The sequence below is a fragment of the Kitasatospora sp. NPDC058162 genome (assembly GCF_042884005.1).
Lineage (GTDB): Bacteria > Actinomycetota > Actinomycetes > Streptomycetales > Streptomycetaceae > Kitasatospora.
This window is the reverse complement of sequence record NZ_JBHVUS010000002.1, coordinates 613,782-632,734: the sequence shown is the minus strand read 5'-3', so window position 1 is coordinate 632,734 and position 18,953 is coordinate 613,782. Positions and strand designations below refer to the sequence as shown.

The window sequence follows — 18,953 nt, the reverse complement described above, 5'->3', positions numbered from 1 at the left end:
CCTAGCGAGGGCGGCCGTGGCGGGGGCGCTCCCACGCCACCGCGCGCCGCCCCGGCGCCCCCGTCCGCCGGGGGCGGCCGTGGGCCGCTACTCCCCCGGAATCACGCCCGGCTCCTCGCCCGGCTCCTCCCCCGGCTCCAGGCCCGAGACCTCGTCCGGCCCCGCTCCCGGCTCCGGCCGCAGCCCCAGCGCCGACGCCAACCCGTCCGGCCCGGTGCCCGCCTTGCGGTAGACCGCCGCCAGCCGCCGGTTGACCAGGCTCAGGTGCACCCCGAGCCGCTCCGCGATCCGCTGCGGCGGCACGCCCTTGACCGCCAGGTCGGCGACGTCCCGCTCCGGCCCGCTGAGCGCCTCCAGCGTCTCCCGGAAGTCGTGCACCCCCAGCCGGTTGGGCCGCAGGCCGTAGTTGGCCAGTTCCCGCCGGGCCCGGTCGACCAGCTTCTCCGCCGAGCAGTGCTGGGCCAGTTCGATGCCCTGGTACAGGTGCTCCTGGGCGTCCTCCAGCCGCCCGACCCGGCGCAGCGCCGCGCCCAGGTCGACCAGCGCGACGGCGTGCTCGTACCCGGCCGGGGACTGGCCGAGGTGCTCCACGGCCTGCTCCAGCAGCTCGACCGCCTGCTGGCCGTCCTCGATCCGGGCCTGCAGCCGCAGCGCGCTGCCGATCGCCGAGGCGGTGCCGAAGGTGCGGGCGTCCCGGACGGCCTTCTGGGCGTAGTCGCGGGAGCGCTCGGGCTCGTCGGCCGAGATCGCGATGGCGAGGTGCCCGGCCCAGGGCGCCCAGACCGTGTTGTGCCAGCCGCGGACCTCCAGTTGGGCCCCGGCCTCGGTGAGCGCGGCTGCCGCACCGGCGTACCGCTTCTTGGCGACCAGCAGCTTGCCGTACAGCGAGGCCGCGTCCGGCAGCACCATGACCGTCGCGTGGTACGGCGGGTGGAAGCCGAACTCGTTGGCCAGCTCCCAGGCCTCGTCGACCCGGCCGCGGGCGATCAGGGTGTCCACCAGCACGCCGACGGCGTCCCAGGCCAGCGGCAGCTTGGCGCCGATCCGCTCGGAGATGCGGTACGCCCGGCGCAGGAAGTCCTCCGCCTCGGCGAGCAGCCCGCGGCGGAACCGGGCGAGCCCCATCAGGAAGTACGCGAAGCCCCGGTGGGCGCCGCTCCAACCGGCCAGCTCGAACTGGATGATGGCGTCCGCGGCCAGCCGCTCGGCCTGGGCGATGCGGTCGTTGTAGATGTACGTGAGGCAGAGCATCGAGGGCAGTTCGAAGCCCCAGGTGGTGTCGGTCCAGCCGAGGCCCTTGGGCAGCCGGCCGCCGTCCAGGACTTCGTCGGCGAGCGCGAGCGCGTCGGTGGAGGGCTCGCCGCGCAGGGTCAGGTCCCAGGCGCGCATCACCAGCACGGCCCGGTCGGCGGCCTCCCGGCCGGCCAGGTTGCGGTACAGCTCCTCGAGCCGGGCGGAGCGGCCGGGCCCGTTCTCCTCGGACTTGCGGAAGGCGTGCCACATGAAGGACGCCGCCTGGAGCCGCTGGCGCCGGACCGGGTCGGTGGTCTGCTCGGCCTCCTCCTGGCAGACCAGCGCGGCCTGGCCCAGCTCGCCGCTGTGGGCGAGCACCTCGGAGAGCCGGAAGGTGGCGTCCACCCGCAGTTCGGGGCGCAGCGGCCCCTCGTCGGGGTCGAGGGCGAGCCTGAGCTGGTTGACGGTGGCGCCGGGGTCGGTGAGCAGGGCGGAGCAGCCGAGTTCGTACAGCACCTCGGCCTTGATGTCGTCGGCGGGCGGCTCGTTGAGTGCGCGGTGCAGGCAGCGCTGGGCGGCCTCGGGGGCGCCGATCAGCTGGTGTTCGACGGCGGCGCGGCGCAGCTTCCGGACGATCCGGTCGTCGCCCTCGCCGGAGTGGGTCTCGACCAGGTGGCGGGAGGCGGCGAGCAGCCCGAGTCCGGCGTTCTCGATCTCCACGGCGGCGATGCCGTGCATGCCGAGGCGGGTGGCCTCCGGCATGGTGTTGTAGATGGAGCTGGCGATCAGCGGGTGGACGAACTCGAGGTTGCCGTTGGGGGCCTGGGTGAGCACGCGCTGCTTGCGCAGCTGCTTGATGGACTCACGGGCGCCCTCGCCGCTCTGGGTGGAGATCCGGGTGGCCAGGTCGATCCGGATGTCGGTGCCGAGCATGGCGCAGGCCCAGGCGAAGCGCAGGGTGGCCGGGCCGAGCCGGTCCAGCCAGCTCTTGAGGGTCATCCCGGTGGCGTCGACGGCGAGTTCGCGCAGCTGCCGGGAGTTCTCCTCCACGGGTTCGAGTTCCTGCTCGCGGACCTGGTCGAGCAGGCGACCGGCCTCGAAGGGGTTGCCGTTGACGACGTTCCAGAACTCGTAGCAGAAGGCGTCCTCGGCCCGGTCGCCGAGTTCGGCGCGGATCATGTCGGAGACGGAGTTCAGGGTGAGCCGGCTGAGTTCGTGCTTGCGGCGGGCGAAGTCGAGGACGCCGCGGCGCAGTTCGTGGGTCTCGCCGGGCCAGTCGTTCTCGTCCTCGCGGAAGGCGAAGACCAGCAGGACGGGCAGTTCGCCGGAGCGGACGGCGAACTTGGCGAGCCAGGACAGGGATTCGGCGTCCGCCCAGTGCAGGTCGTCGACGATCATCACCATCGGCGCGCGGCGCGGTGCGAGCTGGGTGAGGACGTAGTCGAGGCCGTCGCGGACGCCCTGGGGGTCGAGGCGGCGGGCGCCGGCCTTGGGCTGCTTGAGACCCATGGCCGGTCCGACGACCTCCTCCCAGGTGCCCATGACCTGGGCGAACTCGTCGGCCTCCAGCCTGGTCAGGACGGGTTGGAGGAGCTGGCGCAGCACGTGGTACGGCTCCTTGAACTGCCGTTCGCCACCGCGGGCGAACAGCACGGTGGCCCCTTCGCGCATGCTGGCGATCCGTCGGACCTCGTGCAGCAGGCTGGTCTTGCCGATGCCGGGGCGGCCGGAGAAGGCGAGGAGTTCGCCGATCTCGGTGCCGCCGGCGGCGAATTCGCGGCAGAGCCGGTCGACGGCGGCTTCCACGGAACGCAGTTCGTTGTCGCGGTCGCGCAGCCTGACCCGGGGCGCGGGGCCGTCGTCGTCCCGGTCGGAACCGCTCCCCGTCCGAAGTTCGTTGCCCTGATCGGTCACCGTCGCGCCTCCGCCTCACCCGCTCGCCGACTCGACTCCGCACCGCGCGCGGGGAGCCGGCCCATCACAGTCCGTGGAGCCGAGGTTAGCGCCGTGTACGGCTCGCCGTGCGGCATTCGCGCAGGCTGGGACGGACGGCGAGGGTTTGGATAGCTTGCCAAGGGCAATTGCCCTATATCCCTAACGTCCGATCATTACATCAGATACCCTACGGCCCGCGAGGCGCTGATGATCTTGCGCAACCACCCTCACCCCCAGCGCCCCGCCGCGTCAACTCCCCCCACACTCAGTGCTCGAACCACAAGCGCCCCCACTCACCGCTGCACCGGGAGTCCGATGTCTGACGACAACTCACTTCAGATTCCGTTCCCGCACCGCCGCAGTCCGCACGGCCCCTACGCCACCGCGGTGCACCGCGACTGGCTGACCCGCCACCCGCTGCTCCCCGACGCCGACCACCCCGGGTACGCCCACTGGGAGGTGGTCGACCTCGCCGCGCTCGGCTACCCGGACGCCGGACCGGAGGAACTCGCCCTGGCGGCCGACCTGATGGGCTTCTACTTCCTCTTCGACGACCAGTTCGACGGCCCGCTCGGCCGCCGTCCGACCGAGGTCGCCCCGATCTGCGAACGGCTCATCGCCGTCCTGCACGGCGCCCGCCCCGACCAGCGCTCCCCGGTCGAGACCGCCTTCGCCGATCTGTGGAGCCGCAGCGTGCGCGGCATGCCCGCGCGCTGGCAGGCGCGCGCCGCCTACAACTGGGAGTACTACTTCGCCAGCCACCCGGCCGAGGCGGCCGGCCGGATCTCCGCCCGGCCGCCCGACCGGGACGGCTACCTGGAGCTCAGACGGGGCACCGCGGCGATGGAGACCATCTTCGACATGGTCGAACGGCTCGGCCAGTTCGAGGTCCCCGCCTCCGTGCTGCACCACCCGGTGCTGCGGCAACTGCGCCAGCTGGCGGCCGACATACCGTCACTCAGCAACGACGTGCGCTCGTTCCCGCTCGAAGCCCCGCGCGGCGACGTGAACAACCTGGTCATGATCGTCCAGCGCGAGCGCCACTGCTCGGCCGAGGAGGCCTGCTCCGCGGTCATGGCGGAGGCCCAGCTGATGGTCGAGCGCTGCGCCGAGCTGCACGGCCGACTGCCCGACGTGTACCGGGAGTTGGGCCTGTCCCGGATCGAGAGCACGATCGCCCAGCGGTACGCCGACGGGCTGCTCACCTGGCTGGCCGGCTACCTGAGCTGGGAGGCCCGCACCGGCCGGTACCACGCGGTCTGACGGTCCCCGCCCCGGCCGGCGCCATCCGGGGCGCGCCCGGGACCGCGCGCCGTCGAACGCGCCCGCGCGCCGGGGCGGTGAACGTCCGGAACGCACACCGTCCGTACGAGCCGGTCGTACGGACCGTAGCCGCATCGCGCGCCCGGCGTTATCGTGCTCGTCGGCGGGCGCCCCGGCGGGGCGCCGGCCCGACTGCGTGTCCGCACCCTCCCGCCGGACCGCCCCCACCGGGCGGCGGTCCGGCGTGCCGCCCCCGGCCCGATCGGCGCCGGGGGCGCCCGACGTCGCGAGGAGACACTGAGCATGACGGTCTACCAGCCCCCCGGCGCGCCCGGCAGCATCGTCGCCTACCGCTCCCGGTACGACCACTGGATCGGCGGCGGTTGGACGCCCCCGGCGCGCGGCGAGTACTTCGGCGACCCGACCCCGGTCACCGGCGAGGTCTTCACCGAGGTCGCCCGCGGCACCGCCGAGGACATCGAGGCCGCCCTGGACGCGGCCCACGCCGCCGCCCCGGCCTGGGGCCGCACCTCCGCCGCCGAGCGCGCCCAGGTGCTGCTGCGGATGGCCGACCGGATGGAGGCCAACCTCGAGCAACTGGCGGTCGCCGAGAGCTGGGAGAACGGCAAGCCGGTGCGCGAGACGCTCGCCGCCGACCTCCCGCTGGCCGTCGACCACCTGCGCTACTTCGCCGGCGCGCTGCGGGCCCAGGAGGGCAGCCTCTCCCAGCTGGACGAGGACACCGTGGCGTACCACTTCCACGAGCCGCTCGGCGTGGTCGGCCAGATCATCCCGTGGAACTTCCCGATCCTGATGGCGATCTGGAAGCTCGCCCCGGCGCTCGCGGCCGGCAACGCGGTGGTGCTCAAGCCCGCCGAGCAGACCCCGGCCTCGGTGCTGCTGCTCGCCGAGCTGACCGCCGACCTGGTGCCGCCGGGCGTGCTCAACATCGTCACCGGCTTCGGCGAGGAGGCCGGCGCCCCGCTGGCCGCCAGCACCCGGGTCCGCAAGCTCGCCTTCACCGGCGAGACCAGCACCGGCCGGCTGATCGCCCGCGCCGCCGCCGACAACCTGATCCCGGCCACCCTGGAGCTCGGCGGCAAGAGCCCCAACCTGTTCTTCGCCGACGTCGCCACCGCCGACGACGCGTTCTACGACAAGGCCGTCGAGGGCTTCGCGATGTTCGCCCTCAACCAGGGCGAGGTCTGCACCTGCCCCAGCCGCGCGCTGATCGAGACCCCGGTCTACGAGCGGCTGCTCGGCGACGGCCTGGCCCGGGTGCGCGCCATGCGCCAGGGCAACCCGCTCGACACCGAGACCCAGGTCGGCGCCCAGGCCAGCGCCGAACAGCTGAAGAAGATCCTGTCCTACTTCGAGATCGGCCAGGCCGAGGGCGCCAAGGTCCTGGTCGGCGGCGAACGCGCCGACCTCGGCGGCTCGCTGGCCGGCGGGTACTACGTGACGCCGACGGTCTTCGAGGGCGTCAACAGCATGCGGGTCTTCCAGGAGGAGATCTTCGGCCCGGTCGTCTCGGTCACCCGCTTCGACGGCTTCGACGAGGCGGTCGCGCTCGCCAACGACACCCAGTACGGGCTCGGCGCGGGCGTCTGGACCCGCAACATCAACACCGCCCACCGGGCCGGCCGCGCCATCCAGGCGGGCCGGGTCTGGACGAACTGCTACCACGCCTACCCGGCGCACGCCGCCTTCGGCGGCTACAAGAACTCCGGCATCGGGCGGGAGAACCACAAGGCGCTGCTGGAGCACTACCAGCAGACCAAGAACCTGCTGGTCAGCTACTCCCCCGACGCGGTCGGCTTCTTCTAGGCCGATCCGCCGTGAACAGAAGTGGAGCGGGAGACCTCATCCGGTCTCCCGCTCCACCGCCACTCCCCGCGGCGGGTCTACTGGGCAAATCGCCTGTTTCGGGATCTAAGCACATGAATCAGCCGATTTTGCCGACGCGCCGCCGACATGCCCGGACGGCCCGCGCGAACCCCCTAAACAAGGACTCCCGTCCCTTCTCCACTCCGGGAGTCTTCGATGACCATCGCCACCAGCAAGCTCTCCGACCCCGCCGTCCGCGCCTTCGTCACCGCGGTCAACTCGGGCGACCGCGGCGCCTTCGCGGCCGCCCTCACCCCCGACGCGACCATGTCCGACGACGGCTCCGAGCGCGACCTCGCCGACTGGACCGAGCGGGAGATCTTCTCCTCGAACGGCCACATGGACGTCCAGACCGAGGCGAACGACGGCCGCGCGCTGGTCGCCAACTTCACCAACGAGACCTGGGGCGAGATGCGCACCGCCTGGCGCTTCACCGTCAACGGCGGGAAGATCAGCCGCTTCGACACCGGCCAGGCGTAGGCCGCGCCGCTCAGGACAGCCCCAGGCACCCCCGCACCGCGCGGATCAGGTTGCGCGAGCGCACGTCCCCGGTGACGCCCGGCTGCATGCCGTTGGTGACGTACCCGAAGCCGAGCCCGAGCTCCGGGTCGGCGAAGCCCAGCGAGCCGCCCCGGCCCGGGTGGCCGAAGCTCGCCGGGGAGGCCATCGGCGCGGTCGGGCCGTGCCGCCAGAAGCCCAGGCCGAAGGTGGAGTTGACGATCAGCACCCGGTCCGGGCCGTTCACCACCGGCCCGACCGCGCGGGCCAGCACCTCCGGGCCGAACAGCGGCGGCAGCAGCACTCCGGAGCCGTCCGGGCGGTCGGCCTCGCCGATCAGCGCCGCGTAGAACCGGGCCACCGAACGCGCCGTGCCGATGCCGTTGGCACCGGGGATCTCGGCGGCCTGCACCGCCGGGTCGTTCATGTCCACCCCGGGCAGCACCGAGGCGAAGGCGCGGGCGGTCAGCGAGGTCGGGTCCTGGTAGGCGTCCCGGACGGACTGCTTGGGCCGCAGCCGCAGCCCGCTCGGGCCGGTCCGGGCCGCCTCCGGGGCGGGCAGGTCGACCAGCTTGCCGACCCTGGGCGCGGCACCGGCCGGCAGCCCGATCCACAGGTCCAGCCCGAGCGGCCGGGCGATCTCCTCGGCGAAGTACTGGCCGATCGTCCGACCGCTCACCCGGCGCACCACCTCGCCGACCAGCCAGCCGAAGGTGTACGGGTGGTAGCCGTGCGCCGTCCCCGGCTCCCAGGCCGGTTCCTGCGCGGCCACCGCGGCGGCGGCTCGCTCCCAGGTCAGCACATCCTCCAGGCGCAGCGGCACGTCCAGTGCCGGCACCCCGGCCTGGTGCGACAGCAGCCAGCGCACCGGCACCTCGCCCTTGCCGGCCGCCTTGAACTCCGGCCAGTACGAGGCGACAGGCGCGTCCAGGTCGAGCAGCCCGCGCTCGGCCAGCAGCAGCGCGGTCGCCGCGCTCAGGCCCTTGGTGACCGAGCGCAGCACCTGGGCGGTGTCCGCCGTCCACGGCACCGCGGGCGCGGGCCGGCCGCCGACCTCGGGCCGGGCGTCGCCGCCCCACAGGTCGACCACCTTGCGGCCGCGCAGGTACAGCGCGAAGGCCGCGCCCAGCTCGCCGTTCCCGGTGAAATTCCGCGCGAAGGCCTCCCGTACGGGCTCGAACCCCTCGGCCGTCTCGCCCCAGATCTCCACCACCGCGTGCCTGCCCTCAGGTCGTTCGTCGCCGTCCGATTCATCGATCCCGCGTTCGAAGCGGGCCCCGAAACCCTAACCTGTCGCTCATGACCGAACCTGTGACCAACCCCGCCGAAGAGCTGCTGGACATCGTCGACGAGCACGACCGGGTGATCGGGACGGCGCTGCGCGGAGAGGTGTACCGCCGGGGGCTGACCCACCGCTGCGTCTTCATCATGGTCCGCGACCCGGCCGGCCGGATCTTCGTCCACCGCCGCACCGACACCAAGCTGTTCTCCCCCGGCGCGTACGACATGTGGGTCGGCGGTGTGGTCGGCTCCGGCGAGAGCTACGCCGAGGCGGCCGTCCGCGAGGCCGAGGAGGAGCTCGGGGTGCAGGGCATCGCCCCGCGCCCGCTCTTCAAGTTCCTGTTCCGGGAGCCCGACGGCGGCAGGTTCTCCTGGTGGTGCGACATGTACGAGGCGGAGTGGGACGGCCCGGTCTCCCCCCAGGTGTCCGAGGTCGCCTGGCACGCCTGGCTCACCCCGGCCGAGCTCGCCGAGCGCCTCGCCCGCGACACCTTCGTCGTCGACGGCCTGGAGGCCTACCGCCGCTACCTGGAGCTCCGCGCCGGGTAGCACCGCGTCGGGTAGCACCGCGCCGGGCCCGTCCCGGGCGGAACGCCGCAGGACAGGCCGCATGGGCCCGCCGACGGCCGCCGGATAGGCTGACGAGCATGGCCTCCCGTACGCCGTCCCCGACGGCCGACCGCGCAGCCCGTACCGCCGCCGCACCCGAGCGGGGGGCCGCGGGCGAGCGGCCGCGCCGACGGCTGAGCGTGGACGAGCGGCGGGAACAGCTGATCGCCGTGGCGCTGGAGCTGTTCAGCCGGCGCCCGCCGGAGGAGGTGTCGATCGACGACATCGCCGCCGCCGCGGGCGCCTCCCGGCCGCTGGTGTACCACTACTTCCCGGGCAAGCAGGCGCTGTACGAGGCCTCGCTGCGGCGCGCCGGCCGGGAGCTCTCGGCGCGCTTCGAGGAGCCGATGGAGGGCCCGCTGTCGGAGCGGCTGTTCCGGGTGATGGGCCGCTACCTGGACTTCGTGCAGAGCCACGGGCCGGGCTTCGCCGCGCTGCTGCGGGGCGGCTCGGTGGCGGCCAGCCCGGGCACCTCGGCGGTGATCGACGAGGTGCGCCGGGCCGCGCACGACCAGATCCTCGCCCACCTGGCGGTCCCGGCGCCGAGCCCCGGGCTGCGGCTGACCGTCCGGGCCTGGATCGCCAACGCCGAGATCACCTCGCTGGAGTGGCTGGGCGAGCGGTCCGTCCCGCTGGAGGAGCTCCAGCTGCACCTGGTGCAGGAGTTCGTCGCCTCGCTGACCCTCACCGCCGCCCGGGAGCCCGCGCTGGCCGCCGAGCTGGCCTCCTTCTTCGCCGACGAGCGGCCCGACGGGCCGTCCGGGCGGCTGGTCCGGGACCTCGCCGGGCTGTTCGCCGTGCCCGGCATCCTCGACGCGGTCACCGCGCTCGCCTCGGGTCGGGCCCCGGCGGCCGGAGCGGCGGCCGCGGAACCCGTGGACGAACCGTCCGCGCAGCCCACGGAGGGTCCCGCCGGGACCTCCCCGGCGTGATCATCGGGTGATCCTGCGGTTCGGTGACGACGGTGGGCTCTGATAGGAATGGGCGGGGACCTGACGACCCGCCGTCCGGGCGGGTCCGGTCCGTCCGAACCACCGACGGCAGACGGAGCAGAGCGGGGGGCTCACCAGTTGACCCAGGACGTCCAGTTCAGTGCGGAGGCCAACCCCTTCGCGGCAGCCGAGCAGGTCAGCGCGACCCTCGGCACGCTCACCGACGCCCTCTTCGACGAGCACACCTCACGCCACCCGGCGGCCGCGCTCAGCACCCTGAAACCGGCTGAACACCCCGCCGCCGAGGCGCTGTTCGGCCTGCCGCTGGCACCCAACGGCCCGGTGCACGAGGCCCTCGACCGGCTCGGCACGGTGCTCACCGCCGGAACGGCCCGGCCCGGCACCGGCGCACCGGTCGCCGACCGGGTGACGACCGCGCTGCACCACCGCTACGGCGGCGGAGCGGTGCGCGGCGCCATCGCCGACCGGGGCACCACCTCGGCCGCGCTGTTCCAGCTGCCGGTCACCGGCGAGTTCGCCGACGCCAAGCTGCGCCCGCCGTTCGCCCCGGCCCTGGCCGCACTGGCGGCCGGCCAGCAGACCCGGCAGCCGGTCGAGCTCGCCACCGGCGCGGGCGCCGAGGTCCGCCTGGTCGTCCCGCCGGGCTTCCACCCGCTGACCTCCCCCGGCGGGCCCGCCGGGGTCTCCGCCCGGACGGTGCCCGCGCTCGCGCCGGACGCCACCGGGGACGCCGACGGCACCGAGGGCACCGCCGGCGCCGACCGGGCCACCGTGGCGGCGGCCGCCGAACTGACCGGGCACCTCGCCGAGGTCGCCGAGGAGCTGTTCAGCGCCACCGGCCCGGAGCCCCGCCGCGACTTCGCGGTGATCACCGCGACCCTGACCGACCTGATCCAGGACGCGGGCGTCCGCTACGCGGGCGTGTGCGCGCTGGAGCGGGACGGGCGCGCCTCGGAGGCCACCCTGGTCATCTCGCTCGCCCGGCACCCGCTGCCGATCACCGCCCTCGCCACCGAGCTGGCCACCGTACGACGGCACGCCGAGGTCTGGACGGTGCTGCTGCCCGCCGGGCCGGCCGCCGTCCTGGTCGAGGGCCGGACCGTCCCGGTGCCCGGGGCGCTGGCGGCCGACGGGCAGCGTCGCTGGGTGGTCACCTCGGCCGTCCAGGCCTTCGTACCGCTGCCGGACGGCGGGACGGTGCTGTGCGCCCAGCTGTCCACGGCCCGGCCGGAGGACTGGGAGCTGTACACCGAGGCGTTCGCGGAGCTGTTGAAGAGCATCCAGTTCGGCTGGGACGGCGAAACGCTCCGGGCACCGGTCGCACCCGCGCCGGTGGCCGCTCCGCCGGTCCCGGTGCCCGCGCCCTCAGCCCCCTCAGCCCCCGCCGCGACGGAGCCGGAGGAGCGGCCGGTGCACCTGCGCGGCACCCCGGTGCGCATCCCGCCCGCCGACTTCAACCCCTTCGCCCCGGTCGCGGAGGAGCCGGCCGCGACCGCCCCCGCGGCGGAAGCGACAGAACCCGCGCCCCGCAAGGGCACCCCGGTGATGATCCCGCCGCCGGACTTCGACCCCTTCGGCATCTCCGGCACCACCGCTGGCACCACCGCTGGCACGGACGCACCCGCCGCACAGCCCGCCGGGGGCGCCCCGGCCCCGGACCCGTTCGGGACGACGGTCGCCGCCGAGCAGAAGCCCGACCCCTTCGGCACCACCGTCGCCGCCCAGGGCCCCGCCGTGCCGCCCCCGCCCTCGACCCCGCCGCTGATCCCGGCCCAGACCGCCCCGGTCGCGGCCCCGACGGCAGCCCCTACGGCGGCATCGGCGGAGCCGGCCCCGCGCAAGGGCACCCCGGTGATGATCCCGCCGCCGGACTTCGACCCCTTCGGCATCTCCGGCACCGCCGCGGCCACGGACGGACCGGAGGCAGCGGCCGAGCCCGAGGCGGACGCGGCACCGGAGCACCGGCCGTTCGGCTGACCGGCAGCCACCGACGGATGCACCTCACGGCTGACGGATGTCAGATTTCGTTCGCTGAAATCTGACATCCGTCAGCCGTCCGTCGGGTCAGCCGCCGCCCGTCCCCCGCGCCGCGATCAGCGCCCCGACCCCGTCCAGCATCCGTGCCAGCCCGAACTCGAACAGCGCGTCCAGGCTCATGTCGATCTCCGGCCCCCGGTTCAGCGCGTCGAACATCGGGAACCGCTCCGGGTCCGTCATCAGCCGGTCGTGGTCCTGGTCGTCCAGCCGGTCCATCCACTCGTCCGCGGACATCCCGCTGTCCTGCTCGGCCTGCGCCTCCCGCTCGAAGTGGACCGCCAGCCCGCAGGTGAAGGCCGCCAGGCTGACCGAGGCCTGGGCCATCTCCGCCATGCTCAGCCCCGTCCCGGCCAGCGCCGCTATCGACCGCTCGGTGTGCAGCGCCGCGTCGGGCGCCAGCACCGGCCGGGTGAAGGACATCGTGGAGGCCAGCCACGGGTGGCTCCGGTAGATCCGCCACTGCAGCCGCGCGATCCCGTCCAGCCCCGTCCGCCAGTCCGGCGCCGGAGCCTCGGGGGGCGGCTGCTCGCCGAAGGCCTTGTCCAACATCAGCCGCAACAGCTCGTCCTTGCCGGGCACGTGGCGGTAGAGCGACATGGTCGCCACGCCCAGCTCGGTCGCGACCCGACGCATCGACAGCGCCGCCAGGCCCTCGGTGTCGGCCACCCGGACCGCCACCGCGACGATCCGCTCCCGGCCGAGCTCCCGTTCCCCGCCCTTCCCCCGCCGCCCGCCCGCCGCGGCCGGAGCCGCCGCCGGAGCCGTCGGAGCAGCCGCCGCTGCCGGAGCGGTCACGGGCGGCCGGGCCGCCGGACCGCCGGCGGCCGTCGGCCCCTCCGCCACCACCGTCCCCACCCCCGGGAGGGCCCGCACCAGCCCGTCCTCCCGCAGCCGGTTCAGCACCTTGGTCGCGGTGGCCATCGCCACGCCCCACTCCTGCATGATCCGCCGCGTCGAGGGTACCCGGGCGCCCGGCTCCAACTCCCCCGCCACGATCCGTCGCCGCAGCTCGTCCGTGATCCGCTCCGAAGGCGACCCGCTCCCCACCACAACCACCACCGCCCGCTCGACCGCACTAGTGCACCGTGGCCGCCCACGCTAGCAGCGCCGGGCGCCGGCCCCGACCGTCCTCAACCGGCGTGCGCGGCGCCCCGGTTCAGCCGGCCCGCCGCGCCAGGTGCACCACGTCCGGGACGCCCCGGCTGACCGGGATCTCCTCGGTGGCGACGTCCGAGAACCCCGCGACCCGCAGCGCCTCCTCGAAGGCCGCCGACGGCTGGGCGCTCCACACCGCCAGCACCCCGCCGGGCCGCAGCCGGTGCCACAGCACCGCGAGCCCGTCCGCCCCGTAGAGCCCGGCGTTGGAGTCGGTGACGGTCCAGTCCGGCCCGTTGTCGATGTCCAGGCACAGCGCGTCGTAGCGCTCACCGTCGGCCGCGGCCAGGTGGTCCAGCAGGTCGGTGTGGATCACCGAGACCCGCTCGTCGTCCAGCGCACCGTCGGAGAAGCCGCCCAGCGGGCCGGAGCGGTGCCAGTCGATGATCGCGCTCTCCCGCTCGACGACGGCGATCCGCCCCCAGCGCGGCTCGGCCGCCGCGTACGCGAGCGAGAAGCCGACCCCGAGCCCGCCGATCAGCACGGACGGCGCGGGCACGTCGGCGCCGGTGCGGTCCAGCTCGTCCAGGGCCGCCTGGATCAGCAGGCGCTCGGAGCGCCCGTCGGCGGTGTCCATCAGGAAGCAGCCGTTGGCGATGATCTCGTAGTGCCGTCCGCGCCGCCGCAGTACCACCTCGCCGAACGGGCCCTCCCGCCGGTCGAGCGTGACGACGGCCTCGTGGCCGTCCCGTTCGGGCAGTGCGGTGGTCATGGTTCCTCCTCAGTGGGCTCGGCGGCAGCTTCGCCCCCGTGAGGGCGATCACCCGCCCGACAATAACCGAGTCCCCCCGTGAACCGGGCCGGTGAACGAGCCGGGCCGGACCCCGAAGGAGCCCGGCCCGCCCACGCGATCACGCCGGCCGCACCGCTCACGTCGTGAGCAGCACCCCCGCGTACGACACGCCCGCGACCACCACCCACGACCCGAGTCCGAGCAGCGCGATCCGCCCGCCGGTCTTCGCCATGGTCGGCAGGTGCACCGCGCTGCCGAGCCCGAACAGCGCGGCGGCCAGCAGCAGTTCCTGCGCGTCCCCGGCCAGGGCGAGGGCCCGCTCGGGGAGCACCCCGGTGGTCCGCAGCACGATCATCGCCAGGAACCCGGCCACGAACAGCGGCACGATCGGCGGCCGGCTGCCGCTCTTCGCCGCGCCCTCCGCTCCCGCCCGGCGCGCGCTGCGCAGGTTGCGCCGCGCCACCACGGCCACGCCGGCGACCAGCGGCGCCAGCAGCACCACCCGCATCAGCTTGACCAGCACGGCCTCGCGCAGCGCGCCGGGCCCACCGGTCTGCGCGGTGGCGACCACCTGCCCGACGTCGTGCACGCTCGCCCCGACCCAGCGCCCGAACTCGAGCTCGCCGAGCCCCAACGGGTGCTGCAGCAAAGGGAGTACGGCGATCGCCAGGGTCCCGCACAGGGTGACCAGCGCGACCGAGGAGGCGACGTCCTCCTCCTCGCTGCCCGCCGCCTGGCTGACCGCGCCGATCGCCGAGGCCCCGCAGATCGAGTACCCGGTGGCGACCAGCAGCGGCTGGTCACCGGGCAGTCCGAGCCGTCGGCCCAGCCAGAGCGTGCCGGCGAAGGTGGCCGCGACCACGATGAGCACCATGGCGACGGTGGCCCAGCCGAGGCCGAGCACGTCGTCCAGGCTGAGCTTGAGCCCGAGCAGGACGATCCCGAGCCGCATCAGCCGCTTCCCGGCCGTGGACAGCCCGGGCCGGGCGACCCCGCGGACCACCGGGCGCAGCCCGGGCAGGTGGGCCGCCGCCATGCCGAGCACGACGGCGGCGGTGAGCTTGGGCACGGCGGGGACGGCCGCGTGGACGGCGATCGCGGCGGCCACCCCGACCACCGCGAGCAGCAGGCCGGGGGCGTCCCCGCCGAGCGGGGGGAGGGAGCGGGTGCGGGTGGCCCGCTCCCGGAGGGTCAGTGCCACGCCGCCGCTCACCGCTCCTGGTCGGCGGGGAGCCGGTAGACCCGCCGGATGCTGGTGCCGAGCCGGGAGACGTCCGCGCCGTACACGTGGATGGAGATGGCGGTGGTGCTGCAGGCGTTGCGCACCAGGTGGATGTCGCCGGGCGGGGCGAAGGCGGCGACCGTCCCGGCCGGGCCGGCCACGTGCTCGGTCTCGACCAGTCGGGAGCTGCGCCCGTCGGAGATCAGCCGGTAGCGGGTCTCGCTCTCCTGGCCGCGGTGGACTCCGGCCACGCACCAGGAGACGTGGTCGTGGATCGGGGTCTGCTGTCCGGGCAGCCAGACCAGGGCGACGACGGAGAAGCTGCCGTCGGCCTCGGCGTGCAGGACGTGCTGGCGGTAGCGCTGCGGGTCGCCCTCGCACTGGGCGGGGGTGAGCAGCGCGTCGGGCCCGTCGGGGGCGGCGAGCAGGTGCGGGGCGAGGCGTTCGCCGACCAGGTACGCGGTGAGTTCGGGTGGCAGTCCGCGGTCCACGACCGCGCGGATGCCACTGACCAGGGCGGTCATCCGCTCGGTGAGCCGGTCGCTGCCGACCGTGGCTGGGGGTGTCATGCCAGCAGGTTCGGACCAAGCGACCTATCACGTCCAACGAGGGTTTCTAAGCATCACCCCCACTGGTGCTTATGGATCGCGCCCCGGGATCAGCACCCGACCCGGCTCGCCGCCGCCTGCCGCAGGTGGTCCAGCACCAGCGCGGTGGCCGGGATCCGCCGGTGCTCGCGCAGCACGTACGCGCTCACCTGCCGCCGCAGGTGCGGCTCGACGGCCCGCCCGGTGACCTTGCGGTGGCACATGAAGGAGAGCACCAGCGCGGGCATCAGCGCGATCCCGACCCCGGCGGCGACCAGGCTCTGCACCGCGAGGTTGTCGTCGGTGGAGAACACGATGTCGGGCGCGAAGCCCTCCTCCGCGCAGACGTGCAGCAGGTTGGCCCGGCAGCGCGGGCAGCCGGCGATCCAGCGCTCGCCGTCGAGGTCGGCCAGCCGGACGGCGTGCCGACGGCCGAGCGGGTGCCCGACCGGCAGCAGCACCGTGAGCAGGTCCTCCATCAACGGGATCTCGTCCAGCCCGTCCGGCACCTCGGTCGCCGCGCCCGGATAGCGGAAGGCCAGCGCGATGTCGCACTCCCCGCGCAGCAGCCGCTGGACGGAGTCCGGCGGCTCGGCCTCCAGCAGTTCGACCCGGACGCCGGGGTGCTCCGCGAGCAGCCGGGCCATCGCCTCGGGTATCAGGGTGGCGTTGGCGCTGGGGAAGGCGCAGACCCGGACCCGCCCGGCGCGCAGCCGGGCGAGCGCGGCGAGCTGCTGCTGGGCGGCGGAGAGGCTGCCGAGGATCAGCTCGGCGTGCCGGGAGAGCGCCTCGCCGGCCTCGGTGAGCCGCAGGCCGCGCCCGGCGCGGGTGAACAGCGGGACGCCGACGGTGCGTTCGAGGGCCTTCATCTGCTGGGTGATCGCCGGCTGGGTGTAGCCGAGTTCCCGGGCGGCGGCCGAATAGGACCCGGCCCGGACGACCTCGTGGAACGTCCTGATGTGCCGCGAGTCGAACACCGGCTCCATGGCCCCTCCGCCCGGTCGTCTGCCGCCTGCCCTCGCAATCATAAGAGGAATTTGGAGGTCCCGACCTCGACCCCATCCGTACCTATGGTTCAGTCCCGAACCACCCGTCCCAGCGCTGCGGGCGCCCGCGCCTCACTGCGCCGACGGCGGCAGCCCCAGTGCCACCCCCGCCTTGGCCACCGGCGCCCCGCCCCGCACGCTCGGACTGCGCCGGCTGCGCCGCTCGACCCAGCGGGCGAGCCAGGACAGCAGCAGACACATCCCGATGTAGATCGGCGCGATCACGATCACCACCGGGATGAACGGCAGGTCGTAGTCCAGGTTGGTGGCGATCAGCTTCCCCGCGTGCAGGAACTCCTCGAAGGTGATCAGGAAGCCCAGCGAGGTGTCCTTGAGCGCGACCACCAGCTGGCTGATGATGGCCGGCAGCATCGCCCGGTTGGCCTGCGGCACCAGGACGTAGGTCATCACCTGGGTCTTGCGCATGCCCAGCGCGTACGCCGCCTCCCGCTGCCCCTTGGGCACCGCGAGCACGCCGGCCCGGAACACCTCCGCCAGCACCGAGCCGTTGTAGAGCACCAATCCGGCCACCAGCGCCCACAGCGGCTGCACCTTGAGGGCGACGAACACGAAGAAGATCATCACCAGCACCGGCATGGCCCGGAAGAACTCCACCACCAGCGTGGAGAACCAGCGCACCACCCGGTGGTCGGACAGCCGCCCGGCCGCGAACAGCGCGCCGAACGGCAGCGCGAACAGCGCCGTCCAGCCGAAGGCCTGGAGGGTGTTGCCCAGCCCGCGCAGCAGCAGGTCCTGCACGCCCCGGTACTCGAAGGGCTCCCACTTGGCGTAGGTGAACTGGTGGGTGTGGAACAGCATGTAGACGACCCAGCCGATCAGCGCCGCGATCAGCACCAGCGCGATCCCGCCGTACAGCCGGTGCCGGGCCAGCGCCTTGGGGCCGGGGATGTCGTACAGCGCCGAGGATTCGACCGTCATCGGGACACCGCCACTCGTCGTTCCAGCAGGTTGAAGACGGCGCTGATGGCCAGGGTGATGATCAGGTAGCCGACGGCGATCCAGACGAAGGTCCAGATGATGCTGTAGCCCAGCTCGTTGATGGTCCGGTAGGTGCCCAGCAGTTCGGTGACGCTGAACGAACCGGCGATCGCCGTGTTCTTCGCCAGCGCGATCATCACACTGCCCAGCGGCGCCACCACCGAGCGGTACGCCTGCGGCAGCACCACCAGGCCCATCGTCTGCCCGAAGCTCATCCCCAGGCTGCGGGCCGCCTCACCCTGCCCGGACGGCACCGTGTTGATGCCCGAGCGCATCGCCTCGCAGACGAAGGCCGAGGTGTAGCAGCCGAGCGCCAGCACGGCGAAGGTGTAGAAGGGCAGCGTGATGTCGAACCGGGGCAGCCCCAGCACCACGATGAAGAACAGCAGGGTCAGCGGCGTGTTGCGCAGCAGCGTCACCCACACCGTCCCGAACACCCGCAGCGGCCGGACCGGCGAGACCCGGAAGCCCGCGATCAGCACGCCCAGCAGCAGCGACAGCACGGCGCTCACCGCGAACAGCGAGAGCGTGCCGAGGAAGCCGTCCCAGTAGGTCGACCAGTTGTCGGTCAGCGTTTTCACGGCGCGGCCCTCTCAGTACCGGTTGATCGGCGGCGGGGTGGGCGCGGCTTCCCCGGACAGGCCGAGGGTCGCGTCGAAGGCCTTCTTCCAGTCGCCGTTCTGCTCGTGGTGCGCCAGCGCGTCGTTCAGCGCCCCGCGCAGCACGGTGTCGTTCTTCGGCGTGCCGATCCCGTACGGCTCGGTGGAGAACAGCGGTCCCACCACCTTGAGCTCGTCCGGGACCTTGGCCGCGTAGCCCAGCAGGATCGCGTTGTCCGTGGTGACGGTGTCGACCTGGCCGGTGATCAGGTTGTCCACGCAGGCCGAGTAGGTGTCGTAGCCGATCAGGTGCGCCTTGGGGTACTGCGACTGGATGCGCTGGTACGGCGTCGAGCCGGCCGCCGAGCAGACCTTCTTGCCGTTCAGGTCCTGCGGACCGTGGATGCTGTTGTCGTTCTTGCGCACCAGCAGCGACTGCCCGGCGATGAAGTACGGACCGGCGAAGCCGACCAGCTTCTTGCGGTTGTCGTTGATCGTGTAGGTGCCGACGTAGTAGTCCACCTGGCCGTTCTGCAGCGCGGTCTCGCGGTTGGCCGAGGCGATGGTCTTGAACTGGATCTTCTCCGGCGGGAAGCCCAGCGAGGCACCGACCATCTTGGCGATCTCGATGTCGAAGCCGGAGTACACGCCGGTGGCCGGGTTCTTCTGACCCAGGTACGGCTGGTCCTCCTTGGCACCGACCACCAGGTGGCCGCGGCCGCGGGCCGCGTCCAGGGTCGACGAGCCGGTGATCGAGGAGGCGTCCTGCACCTGGTAGCTGGGCAGCGCGCTGGGCTGGGGGCCCTTGGGCGGCGGGGTGCCGGCCTTGCCGCAGCCGGTCGCCAGCACGGCGAGCAGCAGGGCGGCGGCGGTCAGGCGTCCGCGCGCCCGCGCGGCGGGCGTCGTCATACGGTTC

General features: G+C 73.7%; 16 protein-coding genes. 6 read left to right on the top strand and 10 right to left on the bottom strand.

Translation table 11 applies throughout. The annotated features are described in order from the left end of the window. Positions 1 to 87: 87 nt before the first annotated feature. Positions 88 to 3,147, bottom strand: coding sequence for an ATP-binding protein (locus ACFVXG_RS06280; protein WP_387924815.1), 3,060 nt, complete (start codon positions 3,145 to 3,147; stop codon positions 88 to 90). Positions 3,148 to 3,483: 336 nt separating this feature from the next. Between ACFVXG_RS06280 and ACFVXG_RS06275 the strand changes: the two genes are divergently transcribed. The 3 genes from ACFVXG_RS06275 (at position 3,484) to ACFVXG_RS06265 (ending at position 6,798) form a co-directional block, all read left to right on the top strand. Further along, positions 3,484 to 4,431 (top strand): terpene cyclase, encoded by a 948-nt coding sequence (locus tag ACFVXG_RS06275; RefSeq protein ID WP_387924813.1) that lies wholly within the window; start codon positions 3,484 to 3,486, stop codon positions 4,429 to 4,431. 303 nt (positions 4,432 to 4,734) lie between these two features. After that, entirely contained in the window at positions 4,735 to 6,258 is a 1,524-nt protein-coding gene (locus ACFVXG_RS06270) for an aldehyde dehydrogenase family protein (protein WP_387924811.1), read from the top strand. 216 nt (positions 6,259 to 6,474) lie between these two features. Further along, positions 6,475 to 6,798, top strand: a complete 324-nt coding sequence (locus ACFVXG_RS06265; RefSeq protein ID WP_387924809.1) for a nuclear transport factor 2 family protein — start codon at positions 6,475 to 6,477, stop codon at positions 6,796 to 6,798. A gap of 10 nt (positions 6,799 to 6,808) precedes the next feature. Here ACFVXG_RS06265 and ACFVXG_RS06260 read toward each other — a convergent pair whose 3' ends face one another. After that, a complete protein-coding gene (locus ACFVXG_RS06260) occupies positions 6,809 to 8,029 on the bottom strand; it encodes a serine hydrolase domain-containing protein (RefSeq protein ID WP_387924807.1) in 1,221 nt (406 codons plus the stop codon). An 86-nt stretch (positions 8,030 to 8,115) separates the two neighbouring features. Here ACFVXG_RS06260 and ACFVXG_RS06255 point away from each other — a divergent pair, with 86 nt between their 5' ends. From ACFVXG_RS06255 to ACFVXG_RS06245, 3 genes are all read left to right on the top strand, one after another. Beyond that, a complete protein-coding gene (locus ACFVXG_RS06255; protein WP_387924805.1) occupies positions 8,116 to 8,646 on the top strand; it encodes an NUDIX hydrolase in 531 nt (176 codons plus the stop codon). A gap of 98 nt (positions 8,647 to 8,744) precedes the next feature. Then, positions 8,745 to 9,638, top strand: coding sequence for a TetR/AcrR family transcriptional regulator (locus ACFVXG_RS06250; RefSeq protein WP_387924803.1), 894 nt, complete (start codon positions 8,745 to 8,747; stop codon positions 9,636 to 9,638). Between the two features lie 138 nt (positions 9,639 to 9,776). After that, a complete protein-coding gene (locus ACFVXG_RS06245; protein WP_387924802.1) occupies positions 9,777 to 11,636 on the top strand; it encodes a hypothetical protein in 1,860 nt (619 codons plus the stop codon). A gap of 87 nt (positions 11,637 to 11,723) precedes the next feature. On the opposite strand, the gene ACFVXG_RS06240 is transcribed toward ACFVXG_RS06245, so the two are convergent. From ACFVXG_RS06240 to ACFVXG_RS06205, 8 genes are all read right to left on the bottom strand, one after another. Then, the gene (locus tag ACFVXG_RS06240) at positions 11,724 to 12,743 is read right to left on the bottom strand and encodes a TetR/AcrR family transcriptional regulator C-terminal domain-containing protein (protein ID WP_387924800.1); all 1,020 of its coding nucleotides are present in this window, start codon (positions 12,741 to 12,743) and stop codon (positions 11,724 to 11,726) included. Positions 12,744 to 12,852: 109 nt separating this feature from the next. Then, positions 12,853 to 13,563 (bottom strand): spermidine synthase, encoded by a 711-nt coding sequence (locus tag ACFVXG_RS06235; RefSeq protein ID WP_387924799.1) that lies wholly within the window; start codon positions 13,561 to 13,563, stop codon positions 12,853 to 12,855. A gap of 157 nt (positions 13,564 to 13,720) precedes the next feature. Then, positions 13,721 to 14,779, bottom strand: a complete 1,059-nt coding sequence (locus ACFVXG_RS06230) for a YeiH family protein (RefSeq protein WP_387924900.1) — start codon at positions 14,777 to 14,779, stop codon at positions 13,721 to 13,723. Between the two features lie 14 nt (positions 14,780 to 14,793). Next, a complete protein-coding gene (locus ACFVXG_RS06225) occupies positions 14,794 to 15,375 on the bottom strand; it encodes a cysteine dioxygenase (protein ID WP_387924797.1) in 582 nt (193 codons plus the stop codon). 89 nt (positions 15,376 to 15,464) lie between these two features. Further along, a complete protein-coding gene (locus tag ACFVXG_RS06220) occupies positions 15,465 to 16,370 on the bottom strand; it encodes a LysR family transcriptional regulator (protein WP_387924898.1) in 906 nt (301 codons plus the stop codon). Between the two features lie 141 nt (positions 16,371 to 16,511). Continuing rightward, a complete protein-coding gene (locus ACFVXG_RS06215) occupies positions 16,512 to 17,378 on the bottom strand; it encodes an amino acid ABC transporter permease (protein WP_387924795.1) in 867 nt (288 codons plus the stop codon). Next, complete coding sequence (locus ACFVXG_RS06210; RefSeq protein ID WP_387924793.1) at positions 17,375 to 18,019, bottom strand: amino acid ABC transporter permease; 645 nt, start codon at positions 18,017 to 18,019, stop codon at positions 17,375 to 17,377. Before ACFVXG_RS06210 ends, ACFVXG_RS06215 begins: the two co-directional genes overlap by 4 nt. 12 nt (positions 18,020 to 18,031) lie before the next feature. Further along, complete coding sequence (locus tag ACFVXG_RS06205; protein WP_387924897.1) at positions 18,032 to 18,946, bottom strand: glutamate ABC transporter substrate-binding protein; 915 nt, start codon at positions 18,944 to 18,946, stop codon at positions 18,032 to 18,034. Positions 18,947 to 18,953: the final 7 nt, after the last annotated feature.

Coding starts and splice junctions, on each gene's coding strand:
- ACFVXG_RS06275 (WP_387924813.1), top strand. CDS start 3,484: ATGTCTGACGACAACTCACTTCAGATTCCGTTCCCGCACCGCCGCAGT.
- ACFVXG_RS06270 (WP_387924811.1), top strand. CDS start 4,735: ATGACGGTCTACCAGCCCCCCGGCGCGCCCGGCAGCATCGTCGCCTAC.
- ACFVXG_RS06265 (WP_387924809.1), top strand. CDS start 6,475: ATGACCATCGCCACCAGCAAGCTCTCCGACCCCGCCGTCCGCGCCTTC.
- ACFVXG_RS06255 (WP_387924805.1), top strand. CDS start 8,116: ATGACCGAACCTGTGACCAACCCCGCCGAAGAGCTGCTGGACATCGTC.
- ACFVXG_RS06250 (WP_387924803.1), top strand. CDS start 8,745: ATGGCCTCCCGTACGCCGTCCCCGACGGCCGACCGCGCAGCCCGTACC.
- ACFVXG_RS06235 (WP_387924799.1), bottom strand. CDS start 13,563: ATGACCACCGCACTGCCCGAACGGGACGGCCACGAGGCCGTCGTCACG.
- ACFVXG_RS06225 (WP_387924797.1), bottom strand. CDS start 15,375: ATGACACCCCCAGCCACGGTCGGCAGCGACCGGCTCACCGAGCGGATG.
- ACFVXG_RS06215 (WP_387924795.1), bottom strand. CDS start 17,378: ATGACGGTCGAATCCTCGGCGCTGTACGACATCCCCGGCCCCAAGGCG.
- ACFVXG_RS06205 (WP_387924897.1), bottom strand. CDS start 18,946: ATGACGACGCCCGCCGCGCGGGCGCGCGGACGCCTGACCGCCGCCGCC.